General features: G+C 49.6%; 16 protein-coding genes. 4 read left to right on the top strand and 12 right to left on the bottom strand.

The window, feature by feature from the left end; translation table 11 throughout:
• From KBW69_RS23835 to crcB, 4 genes are all read right to left on the bottom strand, one after another.
• Positions 1 to 117, bottom strand: a 117-nt coding sequence (locus KBW69_RS23835; protein WP_373690703.1) for a MerR family DNA-binding transcriptional regulator, incomplete at its 3' end; no start/stop codon positions are given.
• Between the two features lie 126 nt (positions 118 to 243).
• Positions 244 to 1860, bottom strand: a complete 1617-nt coding sequence (locus tag KBW69_RS15150; protein WP_257281402.1) for a hypothetical protein — start codon at positions 1858 to 1860, stop codon at positions 244 to 246.
• A 168-nt stretch (positions 1861 to 2028) separates the two neighbouring features.
• Positions 2029 to 3594, bottom strand: coding sequence for a hypothetical protein (locus KBW69_RS15145; RefSeq protein WP_257281401.1), 1566 nt, complete (start codon positions 3592 to 3594; stop codon positions 2029 to 2031).
• A gap of 125 nt (positions 3595 to 3719) precedes the next feature.
• Positions 3720 to 4109: a fluoride efflux transporter CrcB gene (gene crcB / locus KBW69_RS15140; RefSeq protein WP_257281400.1), complete on the bottom strand. Its 390-nt coding sequence runs from the start codon at positions 4107 to 4109 to the stop codon at positions 3720 to 3722.
• Between the two features lie 248 nt (positions 4110 to 4357).
• Here crcB and KBW69_RS15135 point away from each other — a divergent pair, with 248 nt between their 5' ends.
• Positions 4358 to 5065, top strand: coding sequence for a class I SAM-dependent methyltransferase (locus KBW69_RS15135; protein WP_257281399.1), 708 nt, complete (start codon positions 4358 to 4360; stop codon positions 5063 to 5065).
• A 30-nt stretch (positions 5066 to 5095) separates the two neighbouring features.
• Here the strand turns inward: KBW69_RS15135 and KBW69_RS15130 are convergent, their stop codons facing one another.
• The 4 genes from KBW69_RS15130 to KBW69_RS15115 all read right to left on the bottom strand — a co-directional run bounded on the left by KBW69_RS15130 (position 5096) and on the right by KBW69_RS15115 (position 10703).
• Positions 5096 to 6364, bottom strand: a complete 1269-nt coding sequence (locus tag KBW69_RS15130) for a replication-associated recombination protein A (RefSeq protein WP_257255589.1) — start codon at positions 6362 to 6364, stop codon at positions 5096 to 5098.
• A 62-nt stretch (positions 6365 to 6426) separates the two neighbouring features.
• Positions 6427 to 7077: an outer membrane lipoprotein chaperone LolA gene (gene lolA / locus KBW69_RS15125; protein WP_257255588.1), complete on the bottom strand. Its 651-nt coding sequence runs from the start codon at positions 7075 to 7077 to the stop codon at positions 6427 to 6429.
• Positions 7078 to 7146: 69 nt separating this feature from the next.
• A complete protein-coding gene (locus KBW69_RS15120; RefSeq protein WP_257281398.1) occupies positions 7147 to 9597 on the bottom strand; it encodes a DNA translocase FtsK in 2451 nt (816 codons plus the stop codon).
• Positions 9598 to 9680: 83 nt separating this feature from the next.
• Positions 9681 to 10703, bottom strand: a complete 1023-nt coding sequence (locus KBW69_RS15115) for a C45 family peptidase (protein ID WP_257281397.1) — start codon at positions 10701 to 10703, stop codon at positions 9681 to 9683.
• A 380-nt stretch (positions 10704 to 11083) separates the two neighbouring features.
• On the opposite strand from KBW69_RS15115, the gene KBW69_RS15110 reads away from it, so the two are divergent.
• Positions 11084 to 11389: an RNA-binding protein gene (locus KBW69_RS15110; RefSeq protein ID WP_257255374.1), complete on the top strand. Its 306-nt coding sequence runs from the start codon at positions 11084 to 11086 to the stop codon at positions 11387 to 11389.
• A 214-nt stretch (positions 11390 to 11603) separates the two neighbouring features.
• Here KBW69_RS15110 and KBW69_RS15105 read toward each other — a convergent pair whose 3' ends face one another.
• On the bottom strand, positions 11604 to 12017 hold the full coding sequence (locus tag KBW69_RS15105; RefSeq protein WP_257255373.1) for a hypothetical protein: 414 nt from the start codon (positions 12015 to 12017) through the stop codon (positions 11604 to 11606).
• Positions 12018 to 12190: 173 nt separating this feature from the next.
• Here KBW69_RS15105 and KBW69_RS15100 point away from each other — a divergent pair, with 173 nt between their 5' ends.
• Positions 12191 to 13075 (top strand): hypothetical protein, encoded by an 885-nt coding sequence (locus tag KBW69_RS15100; RefSeq protein ID WP_257255372.1) that lies wholly within the window; start codon positions 12191 to 12193, stop codon positions 13073 to 13075.
• A gap of 71 nt (positions 13076 to 13146) precedes the next feature.
• On the opposite strand, the gene KBW69_RS15095 is transcribed toward KBW69_RS15100, so the two are convergent.
• The 3 genes from KBW69_RS15095 to KBW69_RS15085 form a co-directional block, all read right to left on the bottom strand.
• Complete coding sequence (locus KBW69_RS15095; protein WP_257281396.1) at positions 13147 to 16200, bottom strand: efflux RND transporter permease subunit; 3054 nt, start codon at positions 16198 to 16200, stop codon at positions 13147 to 13149.
• 2 nt (positions 16201 to 16202) lie between these two features.
• Positions 16203 to 17345, bottom strand: a complete 1143-nt coding sequence (locus KBW69_RS15090) for an efflux RND transporter periplasmic adaptor subunit (RefSeq protein ID WP_257281395.1) — start codon at positions 17343 to 17345, stop codon at positions 16203 to 16205.
• Between the two features lie 174 nt (positions 17346 to 17519).
• Complete coding sequence (locus tag KBW69_RS15085) at positions 17520 to 18230, bottom strand: TetR/AcrR family transcriptional regulator (RefSeq protein WP_257254884.1); 711 nt, start codon at positions 18228 to 18230, stop codon at positions 17520 to 17522.
• Between the two features lie 309 nt (positions 18231 to 18539).
• On the opposite strand from KBW69_RS15085, the gene KBW69_RS15080 reads away from it, so the two are divergent.
• Positions 18540 to 19790, top strand: coding sequence for a hypothetical protein (locus KBW69_RS15080; RefSeq protein WP_257254885.1), 1251 nt, complete (start codon positions 18540 to 18542; stop codon positions 19788 to 19790).
• Positions 19791 to 19792: the final 2 nt, after the last annotated feature.

Here is a 19792-nt window from a genome sequence, read left to right as displayed (position 1 = left end):
GCCTTTGGTCTTTCTGGCAGGAAGCAGCTCACCTGTACTTTCCCATTTTCGTAGTGTTACTGGGTCTGTACCAAGTAAACGAGCTGCCTCACCTATCTTCACTAATCTCTTATCCATTCTTGAGATTATATTAGATAGCTTTAGATTATAATAGATTATTGCGAACTGTTTTTAACCCTGACGTTCCCGGCAGCCAAATGAGAACACTGCAAGGCCCTCAAACGTGAAATCTTACAAATAACTTCAATTCCAGCCTGCATCCCGACCCTGAACTTCAGTAGTCGTTGCTGTACCAAAGCTGGTAGAACCACTGCCATCTTCGCTGCTTGAAAAATTATAAGTCAAGCTTGAACCGGAGGAGAATAAGCCCCCCCAGTCGTCTTGTTGGTGAGTTGTTGATGAAGTATGAGTGACCGTTCTGGCTCTTTTAGCCGCCTCTTCCTGCTCCTTTTTATGACGTTTTGCATATTCTTCCTGCTGTCTTTTGTGCTGTATTTCATCTTCTTCTGTCCAGATATAACGCGCTTCCCTCAAATGACTGTAGAGCGCTGACAGCTGCAACTGCATTAAGATATCATCCAGATCCATTCTACAGAATAAAGGACTCATCAGCCCGGCCTGGATCATTACATTCTTCCAAACCTTTTCTGGAAAGCCTTCCATAATGCGCTTGACCTCCTCCTTGTCCTCTATACCGGGTTGCCAGTCCCTTCCTTTGGGATCTTTTCGCTCTGGTTTGTTCAGTTTTTTGCCTAACTGCTTTTTCAGCTCCTCCTCCTGCTGGGATTGCTGCCTTTGCGATTCGGCTTCATGTTCAGAGATCACCTGGTAAACTATGCTGGCAGCAAACACGCCAACCATAGCCCCCATCCCAAGCATCACTCTAAAGGTAGTGAGTTCAAACCAGCCTTCGTATTCGTCGTCATCCTCGTAGTGATACCTGACCGTTTCCTGAGCAGGCGGTGGTGGAGTCACAGGCACCGGCTTTTCACCGTCCAGAATTCTGCGAATCTGCTGGTACCACTCCTTACCATAATCTTCACGATCAGCGGCTTTCATAAACAGGGCGGAGAGGTCTTCCTGATAGTGGCGACGTTCACCGCTGCCTGTGTGCCAGAGGGTGGGATGACGGTTAAACGTTTCAGTCAATAAGGAAAGGTAAAGATGAAATGCCGGATCTCCGGCAATCTGCGGATTCTGTTTTTGCTTGTCTACCTTGAAGCTGAGAGAACGAAGCGCCTTGCCGCGGAGAAAACGCTCCTGCATTTCCAGAAGAATAAAACTGAGTTGACGGGCTAGCTGCTCCCGGGAAAGTCGATTGGATGGAAACTCTCTGAAACTGTTCTGCACAGCTTCCTGAATCAGCTCCTCCATGGAGTCCATTCGATCATCAGCCACGACACCCTGAAGCATCACAGGCCGGGTTTGGGACCAATGAGCAACAACCCGGGATTCGTGCATGGCAGGAGCAGTGCTCAATGCCTGCAGGAGATGAAACATGGAACGATCACTGCCATCGGGCTCATCGCTGGCCATGACATTCGCAATAGCATGCCGGGTGGCCTGCTGGACGAGTCTGGTGAGGAGCTGCTGTCGAACTTCTGTCTGGTTGCCCGATCCAGAGTCAGCTGTCAGCCAATGGTCCAGCTCGTAGCGGTCATAGATTCTCCGAACTGAAACCATAATGGCCCTTAATAACCTCTCATTTTCTTCAGCAAAGACGTAATCAAAATAGAGTCTGTTGATATTGTCCCTGGCATTCCTGACAGCTTTCTGATCAGCTGACTCAACACTGCTCCAACAGGAAGACACCAGCATCAAACTGATCAGCACAGACCAGATAATTCGATAAATAACCATACGACACTCCAATGTCTTAACAAATTCAGGAAGCATAGGGCAATCAATTGGCAGGGACAGAGAAAGCGATAAACAGTTGTTGAGTTTGTATTCAGGTTCTAAAGTGCCCGGCAGGCAGGTGGGAACACTGCCGGGCCCACAGGCGCGGAATCAGACATATGAATAATTTCAGAACCAGTCGGCACTCCGATTCTGAACATCTCCTGTAGTCGAGGTACCAAAGCTGGTAGAACCACTGCCGCCATCGCTGCTTGAAAAATTGTAGGTGAAGCCGCCGAATGCCCCCCCCACTCCGCCTTGTTGATGGGTCGTTTCTGTCTCTGCCCAGTATCTTTCTTCCTCTTCCTCTTCCTGCTGCCTTCTTCGGCGTCTTTCATCTTCTGCTGTCCAGATATAGCGTTCTTGCCGCAAATGGCTGTATAGCTCTGTGAGCGATATCTGCATGTAGATATCAGCCAAATCCATGTTACAAGTAAGAGGATTCAGAACCCCGGCCTGCATCAACACATTTTTAATTACCTTTTCATCAAAGCCTTCCGTAGCTCTTTTGATCTGCTCCCTGTCCCATTTGGTGGGTTTCCAGTCCCTTCCCTGCGGATCATTCCGCCCGGGTCGGTTCAGTGCATTGCCTAACTTTCTTTGCAGCTTCTCCCGCTGCAGCCGCATCTGCCTGGCTGGTTCTGTTTCATATTGAGAGATCACCATACAAAACACGCCGGCGGATATCACGCCAAGCGAAGCGCCCATCCCAAGCATTGCTCTGTATAAAATGAATTGAAACCAGCTTTCCTCTTTACTTTCATCCGGGGAGTAATGCATGACCGGTATCTGAACGGGTGGCGGTGATGTAACAGGTACCGGCTTTTCACCATCCAGAATTCTGCGAATCTGCTGGTACCACTCATTGCCATAATCTTCACGATCAGCGGCTTTCATAAACAGCGCGGAGAGGTCTTCCTGATAGTGACGACGTTTGCCGTCTGTATGCCATAGGGTGGGATGATTGTTAAAGGCCTTAGTCATCATGGACAGGTAGATTGAAAATGCCGGGTCTCTGGCAATCTCCGGGTTCTGCTTTTGCCGGTCTACCTTGTGGCTGAGAGAACGAAGCGCCTTGCCACGAAGAAAACGCTCCTGCATTTCCAAAAGAATAAAACTGAGTTGCCGGGCTAACTGTTCCCGTGAAAGTCGATTGGATGGAAACTCTCTGAAACTGTTCTGCACAGCTTCCTGAATCAGCGCCTCCATTGAGTCCATGCGATCTTCAGCCAAGACACCCTGAAGCATGACCGGCCGGAAGTGGAACCAGTGAGCAACATCCAGAGATTCCTGCATGGATGGCGCATTGCTCAGTGCCTGCAGGAGATGAAACATGGAACGATCACTGCCAAACAACTCCTCATTACCACTGATTTCCGCAACAGTATGCCGGGCGGCCTGTTGGATCAGCCTGGTGAGTAGCTGCTGCCGGGCCTCTGTCTGATTGCCTGGTGCAGAGTAACCTTCCAGCCACTGATCCAGCTCATAGCGGTCATAGAGTCTTCGTACAGAAACCATGATGGCTCTTAAGAGTCTCTCGTTTTCTTCCGCAAAGACGTAGTCAAAATAAAGACGATTGACACTCCGCTCAGCATTCCTGAAGGCTTTCTGCTCGGGTGAATCAACACTACTCCAACAGGAAGAAACCAGTATCAAACTGATAAAAACAGACCCAATAATTCGAAAAAGATACATCCTATACCTCCTTTTCACTAACGAATTTTTTCTTAAATTTTTTTTCCCTAAAGAATTGAAAAGTCTAGGACAATCGACTGGCCGGTACAGAAAAAGCGATAAATGGTTGAGTTTGTATTCAGGCTCTAAAGTGCCCAGCGGATACCCTGATAACCCAGCCAGGTGCCCAGCAAGCAAACGAGCACACTGCCAAGCCCATAGGCCAGGGCTGTCAGAAACTGATCAGATTGAAGCAACCTCATCAGATCCAGAGAGAAGGTTGAAAAGGTAGTCATGGCTCCCAGAAAGCCGGTCATCACAAAGATTTTCCAGGTCGGTGACAACATGGCTTTTTCTGCCAACAGGTACCAGCAAATACCCATGAGGACTGACCCCACAAGGTTAACTGTCAGAGTCGGATAATGATGCAGATGAGGATTACGGGTCAGCACAAACAGCTCATAGACAAATGCCCTCAGAACGGCTCCCAGTGCACCACCTGCAGCAATGGCTATCCAGTGTGTAGCTTGCATCATAATTCCTGTCTGTTTTCTGGTCACAGCCTTGCCTCTGACATCATTCGGTCAAATTTTATGACTTAAATTAAGCCATCTCAGGCAAAACCAGACTTGTAGAGTTATATTTTCGCCAAGATACCATGAGTTCCAGGGGATTAGCAGTAAGACAAACAAGTCAACCCACTGGACAGACACCCCTGACCTGCTTCAATAATAGTGGTCACCCCATCTTTGGTTTCATCATCAGAGCACATCCCGGTAAGCCAATGAAACATCGTTCAGAAGTCGATATTTTCAATGAGCAATGGCAGTGCTACCGCTGGCTGGTCGATAACAATATCATGGGTCACCAGCAGCTGATGCGTCTCGCCACCCGTAAACTCAGACAGCACTTCGGTCATCAGGCAGTTCATTTGCTCGATCTGGGTTGCGGCGATGCATCACTGGCTGCAGAGATGACCCGCGAGCTATCACTGACCTCCTACACTGCGGTCGATCTTGCTGAATCTGTGTTAGCCATGGCCAAACAGAACATGAGGCAACCCGGTGTCGATGCAGAGTTTTTTCTCAGTGACATTTTCGCCCCCCTGCCGGTTAACGGCTCCTACAACCTGATCTTCAGCAGCTTCGCCATTCATCACGGCTCCCTGACGGAAAAACAGGCACTTTTCTCGGAACTCAGGAATAAGGCCGAACCCGACACCCTGTTTGTGCTGATTGATGCCATAAGGCTCGATCATCAGAGCCGGGATCAATACATCGAGAAGGTTGGCCAGTATTTCAGAAGTATCCCGGCACTGCAAAGTGACTGGCAGAACATTGTTCTGGATCACGTCAGCCAGTGTGACTTCCCGGAAAGTATTGCGCAGCTCTGTGAAATCGGTGAGCAGGCCCAGTGGCGTCTGTTGGAACATCAGATAGTGAAAGAGCTGCCAGACTATCCGGCAGCATTCATGGTTTTTCAGGCAAAATGAATTACAGAGCGGTTACCTGTTAGCAGCCTGCTAGCGACGACGAACAGGGCTCTGCTGATTCCATTGCGCCAGTTTCTCAAGCTTCTCCCGAATCTTGATTTCCAACCCGCGATCATTGGGCTGGTAGTACTTTCTGGCTTCCATATTCTCTGGAAAATAACATTCACCGGCTGCATAGGCATTGGGCTCGTCATGGGCATAGCGGTATTCAGCCCCATAGCCCAGAGATCCCATCAGTTGGGTGGGGGCATTTCTGAGATGGTTCGGTACGTCAAAGGAAGGGTTGCCTTTGACGTCGACCATTGCAGCCTTCCAGGCCAGATAGACAGCGTTACTCTTCGGAGCACAGGCACAATAAACAGTGGCATGGGCCAGCGCCAGCAAACCTTCCGGGCTGCCCAGCCGTTCATAGGCCTGCCAGGCATTCATGGTCATTTCCAGTGCTCTCGGATCAGCATTACCAATATCTTCGCTGGCAATCGCTACCAGTCTGCGAATGATATAAAGCGGATCGGCACCGCCATCCACCATTCTGGCTGCCCAGTAGAGTGCGGCATCGGGATCAGAGCCTCGCACGGATTTGTGAAATGCTGAAATCTGATCGTAAAACGCATCACCGCCCTTGTCGAAGCGTCGGCCACTGTCAGCCAGAATCTCCGACACTGTTGCCGCTTTAACCTGTCCATCTTCACTGAGATCTGCCGCTACTTCCAGAATATTCAGAACTCTTCTGGCATCGCCATCGCCATAACGCACCAGGATATCCTCAGCTTCAGGCTCAAGGGAAACAGGACTGTCCTTATAACCCCTTTCGTCTGATAACGCCTGATGAAGCACTTCCCTGAGCGCATCGTCCGTCAGGGGTTTTAACACATAAACCCGCGCGCGGGAGAGCAAGGCGTTGTTCAACTCAAAGGAAGGGTTCTCGGTAGTCGCACCGATAAATGTGATAGTGCCATCCTCAATATGGGGCAAAAAGGCGTCCTGCTGGGACTTGTTAAAGCGATGCACCTCATCCACAAACAGAATGGTTTTCCGCTGACGGGCCATCTGCTCATCCCGGGCTCTGGCTACCGCAGCCCGAATGTCTTTGACACCGGAGAGCACTGCTGAAAGCGTTTCAAAGTGGGCGTCGCAGACACCGGCCACCAACCGGGCCAGAGTGGTTTTTCCAACCCCGGGAGGGCCCCAGAAAATCATGGAGTGAATAGCACCCTGCTCCAGGGCTTCACGCAGAGGCTTGCCCCTGGCCAGAATGTGCTCCTGACCCAGGTATTCGCTCAGGTTGCGAGGCCTCATGCGTGCGGCAAGTGGCTCATATCGGGATGACTCGTCATCAAACAAACCAGCAGAATACACCGTTAACCCCGAGTCTCATCAATCACATCAAAGCCTTTGGGAGGGCTTACCTCAAACAAGTTGTCATTCAACTGTGTGTTTTCTTTGACCTTGGAGAACTGAATCCTGCGCTTGCCACCCAGAGAATCTGACAATGCAATGGAGACCAGCGTCCCCTGGCGAAAATCAATATCCAGCTTTTCAAACAGATCTGACTCCTCTTTGGGTGTCAGGGTGTATTGCTCATTCCGGCCCTTGCTGTAGACAGAAACGTTGTACTGTTTCAGCAGCTCACGGGCATTCCCTGTCAGCAGTTTGGCTGGCGTATTCGCCATGCGCGCATCCTGCTTCTGGATGATCACTTGCTGGAGTTCACGATCGACCATCCACACTCTGTTGCCGTGGGCAACGATTTCCTGTTCAAAAGGTTCCCTGGTTACCCAGCGAAAAAGATCAGGGCGTTTCATCTGCATCTCACCGGATTCTGTCTGGGTACGACCATCGGAAGAGACGGCTTCCTGCCGGAAATGAGCGCTCAGACTTTTCAGGGACTCCAGCTTTTCTGCCAGAGACTGAGAGGCTTTCTCGTCGTTCAGACCTTTGCTGACATCCACTGTCTTCACTGATTGAGCCGTCAGGGTAGTTGCCGGAGCATTACCCGGCGGGACGGCCATCACCTGCAACGAGACACTGAAAACAGCTGTAATTACAGTTACTTGAAAAACTTTCTTAAACACTCAACATTAACCCTTCACGGGAGGTGGTGCGATCACCTCACGATTACCATTATGACCTGCCGGGCTTACCACGCCGGCTACTTCCATCGTCTCTATGATACGGGCAGCACGGTTGTAACCGATCTTTAATTTACGCTGCACTGACGAAATTGATGCCCTGCGGCTTTCAGTCACAAAAGCAACAGCTTCATCATAGAGGGCATCCTGCTCTGAATCTTCGTCCAGCCCACCACTGATAGCATTGCCGTCAGAAGCCGTCTCTGCGCCACTGAGAACAGCATCCACATAATCAGGCTGGCCCCGTTTCTTCCAATCGGCTACCACTCTGTGCACTTCATCATCGCTGACAAAAGCACCATGAATACGAATAGGAACACTGGTGCCCGGCGGCAGGTAGAGCATGTCGCCATGACCCAGCAATTGCTCTGCCCCGCCCTGATCAATGATGGTGCGGGAGTCAATTTTACTGGACACCTGGAAACTAATGCGAGTCGGAACGTTAGCCTTGATCAGGCCCGTAATGACATCCACCGAGGGACGCTGAGTTGCCAGTATCAGATGGATACCCGCAGCACGGGCTTTCTGGGCAATCCGGGCGATCAGCTCTTCCACCTTCTTCCCGACAATCATCATCATGTCGGCAAATTCATCCACCACCACCACAATAAAAGGCAGGGCTTCAAGCTCAGGGGCCAGATCACCGAGGGTCATGGCTTCATAGAATGGATCACGAAGAGGTTTACCGGCGGCCTTCGCTTCTTTGACCTTTTTGTTATAGCCAGCAATATTTCTTACCCCCAGGGCCGCCATCAGCTTATAGCGACGCTCCATTTCCGCCACACACCAGCGCAGGGCATTGGCGGCTTCTTTCATGTCGGTCACGACGGGAGAAAGCAAATGAGGAATACCGTCGTAAATCGACAGTTCCAGCATTTTTGGGTCAATCATAATAAGACGAACGTCTTCCGGCCCTGACTTGAACAGCATGGAGAGCAGCATGGCATTAACGCCAACCGACTTACCTGAACCGGTGGTACCCGCCACCAGCAAGTGCGGCATTTTTGCCAGATCCACCACCACCGGCTGACCGGCAATATCATGTCCAAGCGCCAGACTGAGTGGCGATGCTGCTTTTTCATAAGCTCTGGAAGCAATCAACTCGGCAAAGAATACGGTTTCCCGGTCGTCGTTCGGGATTTCGATGCCCATCACTGACTTGCCGGGAATCACTTCAACGACCCGGACACTGACCACAGCCAAAGAACGGGCAAGATCCCTTGCCAGATTGGAAATCTTACTGGCCTTAACACCCGGCGCAGGCTGAATCTCATAGCGGGTAATCACCGGGCCCGGATGCACAGCGACCACTTCAGCTTTGACAGCAAAGTCTGCCAGCTTGGCTTCCAACAGCCGGGAGACAATGTCCAGCTCTTCCTGTTTGACGCCGTTGCCATGATCCTGGATTTTGTCGAGTAAGCCCACTCCGGGAAGTTCACCTTCCGGTGGAATTTCAACGACGTTCTCTCCGACGGCGAAGGCCATTTCATCGGCTGCAGCGATATTCCGGGCCACGGCCATTTTGCCGACTTGTTCCTCTGACTTCGGGGCCGGGAGAACCAACACAGGCTCCTGGCGCTCTCCGGGGGAAACGTCGGCAGGCTCCTGAGCAGGTTCGGGCTGTGCTGCCCCCTGAAAAGCCTCACGATCCAGTTCGCGCTGCTCTTTCCATCCGGCGATACGAGACCGGACGACTTCTGCCAATCCGATAATACCCTTGCCCAATTTGGCAAACGCTATCTTTAACAATCGACCGATAGCATCCAGTACCTGAAACCATGACAGATGGGTATACAGAGTGAATCCCACCAGAAAAATAGCCAGCAAAATCAATGTACTGCCGATCAGATTAAAAACAGGCAGTGACTGTTCCATGATCATGCGACCCAGAATACCACCACTCCGGGCAGGCAGGCTTTTACCCGCTCCTTCCAGATGAATAGCGGCTAATGCTGCCCCTGTCGCCAGAGCCAGCAGCAAACCCAGTGAGCGCATGACAAACCAGCCGGGCTGCCAGTGCCAGGCACTGTATCGATACCGGAAAACCAGCACCGTTTTAATGACCAGCAGAACCGGTATCCACCAGGCGAAAACACCGAACAGGGAAAACAGGACATCACTGAACCAGGCTCCCGCTTTGCCTGTGCTGTTTGCCACTTCTCCTTCATATCCGACATAACTCCAGCCGGGATCAGTAGGATTGTACGAAAACAGCGCCAATGCAGTAAAGGCAGCCAGCACCAGCAGGAATAACATTCCCGCTTCCCTGAATCTCAATACCAGAGCACTGGCTTGGACAACCTCTTCGCCAGAATCCGAGTCACGGATACCTCTTATGGCTCTGGGCACCGTCTTTTCTTTGGCGGCTCGTTTGCGTTTCTTGGTGATCGTTTCGGACATTAGACTCCCGTTTAATCTCCTGACAGTCTCATCAATATGTGCTCTTTGCAAAGAGCAACTCATGGTTATTTCAACATACCATGCTACTCACACATGATCCCAGCATTGAGACTACCAAAACAATAGCTCTCAAACCCCTGCTCGGGGTCATGCCCCTCTCTCAACAACATTTGTCGTTTACCAAGGTCCATCATCAGGGTCACCAGAGTGCCTGCATTCCCGGTCAGTTCGTGATAGCTGTAGGGCCTCAAAACCGGGAAAGGTTTTTCATTATTATCAAGCAGTTGCCTCATAGTCTTAAGATTCAGTTCAGGATTATACAGTAATTCATCCTGCAGTCTTTTGAGTCGGGTCTCAGTGCAAGGCTTTGATGACGTCGGTTGAGCCTGACCTGACTGAAAGTAATGATTGGTATGCAGATAAGTATCCTGTTCCGTAGATTGGAACCAGGGCTCATCAGGTGCCAACTCCACCGCTATCGTTTCATTTTTGTCCGCTACAATGATGTGACTGGCTTTGCCTGCCCCGTTCGTCCGGATCAGGGAACGGGCTTCCTGAAGACTTTGAGATTCCAGCAACGCCCTTAGTAAAATGTGAACAGGTAAGCCGGTCAGTTTTTGAGTGGCGGGCAGAATATTCAGACAGACACCCAACCCCGCAGAGTTCATTCCAATTTTGGCCAGCATGCCCGGCTCAGTCATGGTCAACAATCGGTGACCGTTTTCGAGTTCAATATCCGCCAGAGCCAGGTGGCCTGCCAGTGCTTCAGCCCAGTCCCAGTTCTGCCCTATCAGCCCCTGCCCGGGGAATGCCACAGAAGAACACTCGATGGGAGAGGACATCAGCTCACTGCGGGCATTCATGCAATAGATCCAAAAAGGCTCAACGCCTGCGGCCTCTGCAATGGCATCCATTTCCTCTTTGTAATGAGGCCGGAATGACAGAACCTTCTGCATCAGCAGATCAAGATGAGACTGCAATCTTTCCCTGTCTTTAAGAAAACGTGACCGGTAGTAATCCAGCACTTCGCTGATTTCTTCACGCATCTGCTCGCCATGAATGCGCCCCCGATTCCTGGCTGATCCATTTAGCACCAGTTTTTTCATCAATACGAGCCCCGAAAAATCCCGATTCAGTAACAAACCACTGCTCAGTGGTCTTCTCTTGACGCTCTTGGTCTCCGTTCTTGTGCCGGCTTCCGTGGAAGATAACACAATCGTGACCTGCTTCAACTTCATGCTTGACATAGAGCAATGAAGTTATAATCTGGATGAGTGGCTTAACAGACAGGCCACGGTATTAAAGATACTCACTATATCCAGTTATGGACTGTCCGGACCCGGTGAGTGATTGGTTCACCAGAACGACCCTATTCAGGAAATGATTCCGAAAGCCTTGAGCACAGAAACCGTTTTTCCTCTCCCTTCAAAATAAAAAGAGAGATAAAAATGTTTCAAGGTAATCAATACTTGGAGACCTATTTACCATGCAACAGAATAAACTGTTTATAGGTAACCTTCCTTTCAGCAGTGATGAAAGTGACCTTCAGCAAGCCTTCGAGCAATTCGGTGAGATCGATGAAATTCGCGTCATAACCGACAGGGAAACGGGCCGCTCCCGAGGTTTTGCCTTTATTACTTTTGCCGAGAGTGATAGCGCTAATTCCGCTTTAACTATGGATGGTAAAGAATTAAATGGCAGACCCTTGCGAGTCAGCTTTGCTACCGAACGCAGTGGTGGTAAGTCCGGCGGAAAACCCCGCAAACCAAGCCCTCCGAAAAACAGTGCCTGATTGATTCAGCGAAATTGAAGGAAAATATATACAGCTTCGATCGAAAGGATCAGGGAAGTCCTTTAGAGCATCCCTGTTCATAATTCCGGGGTATTTTTTCTCCGGATTGTCTTCATCATTTCCTTCTGTCATTCCATCGGATTGATGGACACTTTTCTGACTCCCGGAGACTCATCGCTTGTTGCACCTTCATTTGCAATTTTTACTGAGGTAACTATTGCTGGCTTGCACCGGAATTGCTTATCTCAGGAATAGGTACCCTTGAGGAGTTGGAACAGTTTTTCTCCTGAACCAGACTTAGCAGGTAATTGTATCGCTGACGCAAAGCATCAATTTCAATTTGCTCTGCCTGACTGAGGTCCATAAAGAACCAGGGCACCAAAACAAACGCTCCGGCTATACCCAACGCTACGTTTTTACCGGTTTTGTATGTTTTGGGAATCAACCTTCTTATTTCCTCCTCGATGAAAACTATTTCACTTTCCAGAGCCGCACAGGAGCGATTGATATCCCCGTACTGTCGCACAGCAACCGGGTATGCATCCCTGCCTGCGCAGCCTACCTGCAGCAGCGTCAATGCCAGTAGTGATATCCCGGCGATTCGATGGTAATTTTTTAACAACATCATTTAATCTGAATACTCTATAAAACCCGGATATAGCGTAGACCAAACAGAGGATTGTTCGTTCATTTTTTGCACAAAAAACAATAAAACAAAAACCACTTCCAGAAACCTCATCCATGTTCATTTCTGCCGATACAAATCTAGCGCTACTCTGCAACTGATCACTGGATGACCTGATGAATAAAAATTATCTATTCCCACTGTTTCTACTTCTGTCTCCTGTCATACAAGCCAACCAAAAGCCTCTGAAACCGGTTGAACCCATAAAGGCTGAACAGTCTGTTGAGTCGGCCATTCAACCCGACCTCACTGACCAGTCTCCCATGCCACTGGTTTCTGTTGCAGTGCGGTACGGCATGATGGCTGACGCTTATTTGAGCAGCCCCAGTGGGATGGTGACGGAAGGCTATCGCTTTCAAATCAGAAGCCTCTACCTTACTTATCTGAAAGAGATGCTGGCAGAGCCGGGTCACACTGTTGAGAAAATAAACGAGACTCTGTTGGCACAATGGATGATGAGACTGGGGCGTGAAGGCTTTGGACCCGAGACACTCCTGGGTATTAAAAGTGGTATGCAGGACAAACTGGCCGAGTGGAGTCAGAAAAGCCTGTCAGGCCAAATCACTCCTTTTCTGGAGTCCACCGAAATCATGCCCAAGCTGGAACAGAAGATTACGGCCTGCAAGAGAATGACACCTCAACCCTCCAGTAACCCCGCCAAACGTCGCTCTTGTCATCAGGCTGAATCCCTGACCCGAGTTGAATCCAGCAAGTTGATTGACCCCAACCTGCTGCAAAGCGCCATGCTGAAATTGATTCCATCTTATGCGCACGGATTAATCGATGTGTCCAGTCGTCCCTACTACCGTGCATTCATTACATCCAGGGAAGATTTTCAGGAGAGCGTAAGCACTTTACTGAGTCAGGGTTACACTGCACGACAGCTCGCTGAAATTCTGGAATTTGCCGGTGTGGATTACCCAGAGGTATTTAACAACCTTTATTTTCACGCCCTCAGAAATGACAAGAGCATTCACGAGTCGGCCATAACCCGAAACTAAACATTTCACTCAAAAAAAAGAGCCGCGCTTATTACAGTCACGGCTCTTTTTATCAAGTCCCGGTGCCTCGATCAGCCGTATCGAACCTTGTAAAGCAGTGAATAGGTGACAGGCAGTACGATCAGTGTCAGAACGGTCGCAAAGCCCAGGCCAAAGATAATGGTTACCGCCATTGAGCTGAAGAACGCATCAAACACCAACGGTATCATACCCAGCATGGTCGTCAATGCCGCCATACAAACCGGACGCACCCTGCTGACAGAAGCATCAACAATGGACTTGGCAAGATTGCCGGTTTTCTTTTCTTCAATGTTGATTTGTTCCACCAGTACAATGCCATTCTTTATCAACATACCTGAAAGACTCAGTAAACCAAGCAGCGCTGTGAAAGTGAAAGGCATATTCAGTAACAGCAAGCCCGCAGACACACCGATGACGCCCAGAGGCACGGTAAACCAGATAGCCAGTGGCTGTCGGATCGTACTGAACAGGAAAACCGTAATAATAAACATCATCAGGTAACCCATTGGCAATGACTTAAAGATACTGCTTTGGGCGTCACTGGACATTTCGAACTCACCTCCCCATTCCAATGTGTAACCTTCTGGCAGGGTGATGGACTCAATTTTATCCTTGAGCTTCAATCGAACCGATTCGGGCGTGTCATCACTGAAGGGTCTTGCGTCTGCCATCACGGTCAGAACACGCTTCAGGTTGCGACGCACAATCAGCGGATTTTCTGTGGCCGATTCGAAGCTGCTCACCACCTGTGCCACCGGCACAAACGCACTTCGCTCCTGACTCCACACCTGAAGATCGGTCAGCGTATTGGCGTTCAGACGTTCTTCCTCCGGGGCTCTGGCTATAATCGGCAACAAATGACTGCCATCCCGGTAAACACCGACCTGCTTGCCGGTAAAGTTCACCAGCAAGGCCTCATCCAGCGCCTGTTTTGAAATACCGCTTCTGCGGCCTGCGGCTTCGTCAAACTGGGGGCGGGCAATAGTGACCTGCTCTCTCCAGGACTGTCTGACGTCCACAGCGGAAGGCTCTTCCTCCATGATGGCCATGGCTTTGGCCCCCAGTTTCCGGAGTACCCCGGGATCTGAGCCATAGAACCTTGCCTCAATGTTTGCGGCAGGTGCAGGACCGTTTTGCAACAGCTTGAATTTGAATTCAATGTCCGGGTATTTGGCGTTGATAGTCTTTTCCATAGGGCCAATCAGCGCTTTCATCCGATCTCTTTTGTCCACCTCGATAATCAGCTGGCCGTAGCTGCTATAACTCTTTTCCGGAGCATAGGTCAGAATAAAACGCTGGGCTCCCCTGCCCATCACCGAAGTAACATTTTCCACGCCCTCGTAACCCAGAACATCCTGCTCAAGCTGCTTGATGGCTTTTTCAGTAGCGCGAATATCACTACCTTCCTGCATCCAGACATCAACAAAAAAGATCGGCGTATTAGAGGGTGGAAAGAATGACTGTTTAACATAACCGAATCCGATAACAGCCATTGCCAAAGCAGCCACTGTGAGTAGCAGAGCTGTAATTCTGTGCTTCAGGGCTTTGCCCAGAAACCAGCGGTAGAAAGAGAACAGGGCTCCTTTATAGGGATCGGTTTCACTGCCCACCATAGCCTCAGAGGGTTCCTTAAACACCATATGACAGAAGAAAGGTGTCAACGTGATTGCCAGAACCCAGCTGATCATCAGGGAGAGTAGGAGCACCTGAAACAGGGATACCATGAAATCACCGGTGGTATCAGGCGACAGGCCGATAGGTGCGAAGGCGATAATAGCAATCACTGTAGCGCCCAACAAAGGCCACTGATTCTGAATCACCACCTGCCTGATGGCTTCCATTCGGGAAAGCCCTCTGTGTAAACCCACCAGAACGCCTTCGGTGACCACAATGGCATTATCCACCAGCATCCCCAGGGCAATGATTAATGCGCCCAGTGAAATGAGCTGCAAATCGACGCCCAGCACGTTCATACCGATGAAAGTACCCAGAATAGTCAGCAACAGAATACCGCCCATTAGCAGGCCTGAACGCAGCCCCATGGCAAATAGCAAGACGACAATGACAATGGCAATGGCTTCAGCGAGGCTGACCAGAAAGCCATTCACTGAAGCCCTGACTACTTCAGGCTGGTCATAAACAAAGGTAACGTCGATCCCTATTGGACGGCTTGACTCCAGTTCGGCCAGACGGGCATTAACGGCCTCCCCGACGTCCACTACATTCACGCCCTTGGCGAAAGATATACCGAGGGAAATCGCTTTCTCAGCGTTACTTCGATAGAGATTTTGGGGCGTGTCATCAAATGCAGTGTGAATGTCTGCAATATCACCCAGATAAATAAGCTCAGTGGTGCCTGGTGCGCTGATCAGCAACTGTTTCAGCTCACTAATATCCCTGAACTCTCCCGTGGGATGAATACGCACCGAAAAGCCATCAATAAACATGTTACCGGCATTGGATACAACATTCTGATTCTTGATCAGACCGTAGATATAGGCCGGATCGACCCCCAGGGCGGCCGATTTGGGCTGAGAGATTTCAATAACCACCTGTTCGTCGACCGTACCCGCCAGGCTGACTTTCTTGACGCCATCCACCAGAGAAAGTTCGCGCTGAAGAAAGTCGCCATAACTTTCCAGCTCACGATAATTAAAATCACGACTACTGATGTTCAGCATGATGCCAAAGACATCACTGAAGTTATCATTAACGATGGAAGGCAGCACACCGGGAGGCATAGAGGACTGGGTATCATTAACCTTACTGCGAAGCTCATCCCATATTTGTGGCTGGTCGCTGGCAGAGAACTCATCTTTGAGCTCTATCATGATCTGGGAAAGACCCGCGCTGGAGACGGAATCGATATTCTTTATATATTCCAGTTCCAGAATGGCCCGTTCCAGAGGCAAAGTCACCTCCTCTTCGACCTGCTGGGGTGAAGCCCCCGGGTAAGCTGTATTGACCATCGCCTGAGGAATCGGAAACTCCGGAAACTCCAATTTCCCCAGACCAAAGAACGATATCGTACCGCCGATCAACAGCAGAACCACAAACATCCAGCTGATGACTTTGTTTCGAATCGAATACTCCGCGATATTCATGTTTACAGCCCCCGCTCGCGCAGCAGTGGCTTGACGGTCATGCCAGGACGCAGACGATTAAGGCCCGCTGAAACGATTTGCACACCTTCACTGAGCCCTGAAGTGACTTCAATACCCGACTGGAGAAGAGTACCTAACGTCACTGCAACCGGCTTCACTGTATTATTCTGCTCATCGTATACCCACACCTGCTCCTTGCCGGTCACATTGTCTTTCAACACCGCAGACACAGGCACAACAAAGTGCTCACCGCCGTTGGTTGCTGGTGAAATTTTTGCTAAATCCATCGTCAGGGTTGCCCCCATCCCCGGATATACCGTTAAGTCCTCAGGAATGGGCATGGTGAAAACCGCCTCGTAAGACTGGGTACCGGGGCTTACCCTCGTAGCGTGCTCTTTGTAACTGACCTTATATTCAGTACCGGGTCTTCCGGCAAAAGTGACCACCGGTTGATAGCTGAAATCCACATCCTCTTCCCGGACATTGGCGACAATACTTTCCGGAACCTGAATACTGACATCAAGGGTATTGCTGCCCTCCAGAATAAGAGTGGTTTGCTGCGCCTGAACAAACTGGTAGTTCTCTACCAGAGTCTGGGCAACCCGGCCACCAAACGGCGCTTTCAGCACAGAGTACTTCAATTTATCGATGGCCAGTTCCAGAGCTGCTCCTGCGGACTTCAGTTTGGCGTTGGAATTATCCAGCTCGGACCGGGAGACCACTTTTTTCTGATACAGTGATTTAATCCGCTTATTTTCCGTTTCTGCCAGATCAAAATCTGCCTGTCGGGCAGCCAGCTCATTGCGAATATCACGGTCATCCAGCCTGGCCAGTAACTGCCCTTTCTTTACCACTTCAGCCTGTTTGACCGGAAACTCCACCAGCTCACCGGGAATACGAAAAGAAATCTCGGCTTCCCTGCTGGCGTAAACCTTGGCCGGGAACTGCCGTAAGTTCCCGGCATTGGAGTCTTCCACTTTGAACAGCTTCACAGGACGAACCAGCTCTTTTTGCTCTTCCTGTGGCTGCGAGCAACCCGTAAGCACCAGAATCGCAGCGACCAAGCCTACAAAAGCCGGAGAATGCCCCAACTTGTTGCTATTGAACAAAGCCTTGCTTTTGGGCAGGCTGAAAAGCGGTTTCATTATCTTTCTCCCTCTCAGACACAGGGCATCCAAACCCCGAATATCATTCGCAAAATAGTGTAAAAAATCCCCTGCCTGAGGGGATTAATATAAACAGCCATGGGCAAAGAACAACACTCTGCGCCACCTTCAAATGCCACAATTGCCAACCAAACTGTGTTTAACGTAAAACTTTCAGCAGACTGCTTCAAGGGCTGTATAGGCACCCACAACGTCTACCAGTTCAATAAGTCGTGATCTGGGAACGCTAGCATGAAGGTTCCAGCCTGCCAGGTAGCGTTCAATATTTGCCAGGTGCAGATTGACTCCGTCGTCTTCTCGAAAGTCCGCATTGAACACGCCAAAACCTGACTCCTTAATTTGATAAAGACCACTGGACAGCCCCCAGAGCCCCATCAACAACTCGGCGACCAAGGTCTCAGACACTTCTTCATAACCATTCTCAACCAGTGTCTGCCGAACCAGAGTCTTGAGGAGATTGTCAATGTAGTCTCCCAACTCATTCATGGCATTACTGCGATTGGTCGAGGCTCTTTGCCAGACGCTTGGATTCATGGCCAGCTGACCGAGTGCAAAGTGCTCCGGATTTTCCTGATTCACCTGCCACATGCAGAGAGACATCATGACCATCTTTTCAATTGAAGTCAGATCTGCACCCAGAACACGTTGAAGCACCTGAATTTTTTGCCGGGCCAGAAAACAGGCGCACCCCAGAAGGAGATCCTCTTTACTGGAGAAATGAGAATAGATGGCTCCCATGGAACATTCTGCTGCTTTGGCAACATCGGACATTCGCAGATCAAGGAAGCTTTTCTCTTTCATCAGGAGGAGTGTGGCAGCAACGATTTCGGCCTCTCTCTGATTACGTTTCTGCTGTCTGGACATAAAGGACACTAACACTTGAAAATAAAGCCGAATATTATTCGTTTTTAGTAAACGGATACAAGTTCTTTTTTGTATTTGAATAGCTACCAGGCTGGAGAGCTGTTGCAAAACTCCGGTTCCCACGGTTTCAGGCTCTGTGGGTCGCGGCGTGGTTACGAATTGCTGAAATTTTGTGGCTGCCCCTTATGGAAGCATGGATTGAACTAATGAATGGCACTTTAGTCTAAAAATTAAGCACAGACTTTAATCAGTTCAGGCTGAATAAAAGTTTTTAATTTTATTGCATCTTCATAGACAAGGAGAAAAGTCATGATTAACGGTATGGACACTCTCAACTCTGTCGTTCCAACGACACTTCAGGGCGACACTAAAGAAACTCCCCCTGGTAAACCTGATGATATTACGCAAAAACATGACATCACTTCTTATCTGAAAACCGACAGCTTCCACGAACAACAAACCGTCGATCTTTCAAGCCGGACCATTACTGATTTAAAGACGCCTTCCAGAACGCCGTATTACGGTTCATCCGAAGCGAAAAAAGCCATTGTGGATAATAGTTCCATTGGCAATTACTGTGCTACCTATGCCCATCTATCGGATGAGTTTACACCGGAAACGGTCCGCATTGGTAATCAGGAATTGATGACACTGGACCCTTCGCAACCATTCGTTGATCCCACTCTGGCGGCAGACAGTTCGACTTTGGAATTGCATAACTTCAGCTTTCTGACTGACTTTTTACGCAAAAATAGCGCAATCAAATACATTGTTGATATTGGCTGCGGTGACGTAGAAGTATCCTTGTTAATGCAAAATCACCTCAAGGAGCTTGGATTCCAGATCAAAGTCATTCCTGTCGATGTCAACGATTGTCGTGCAGAAGCTGAACATTATGGCATTAAAGCAATCCCCTTCAACTTAATCCCGGCCCAGGAAATTGCTGGTGCTACACCGGCAACTACCCTGTTTACCGCCATACATCCTTTTACCGATGAGGGGGAAGAGGCAGAACAACTGAGCAGGGAGATCACGCAGGGGAAAACTGACTATTACATCACCACACTGATAAAAAATAATCCCGGCTGTTTTGTTCTGGCCACCGAAGATGCGTATATATCCTCACCCCAGCGTTACATACCCCTGGAATTGGTGTACACCAAACATTACCATGCTATCGCGAATAGCCATTTCCCGAAGGAATTTGAGACAAGGGCCCTCCGCCGGGCAAAAGCCACAGAAATGAACGCAGAAAACGGTAATATTCATCGGCTAAACCAATTGCTGGCGAAACTTCCCGAACAGCGGGACCGTTATCTGGCTTCAATCTCTCGAATTACAGATTGTTTAAAAGAACCCATTCTAGAAAAGCCAGAAGAATTCTGGCCAGATATCATCTCCAAGATCTATATGGATGAAACATTATTCAAGGCAAATGTCGATTTTTTCGAAGGCATCCAAAATGAAGTATTAAGGAATGACTTGGAGATGCATTGCTGGCATGTCTATCGACAGGGTATCAATACCTCAGAAGTTAATGGCCAGACTAAAGAGCCCTGATT

It is taken from the genome of Endozoicomonas sp. ISHI1, assembly GCF_024606225.1.
Lineage (GTDB): Bacteria > Pseudomonadota > Gammaproteobacteria > Pseudomonadales > Endozoicomonadaceae > Endozoicomonas_A.
Note: the sequence above shows the minus strand (reverse complement) of the source record. Positions and strands in the feature narration are given on the sequence as shown.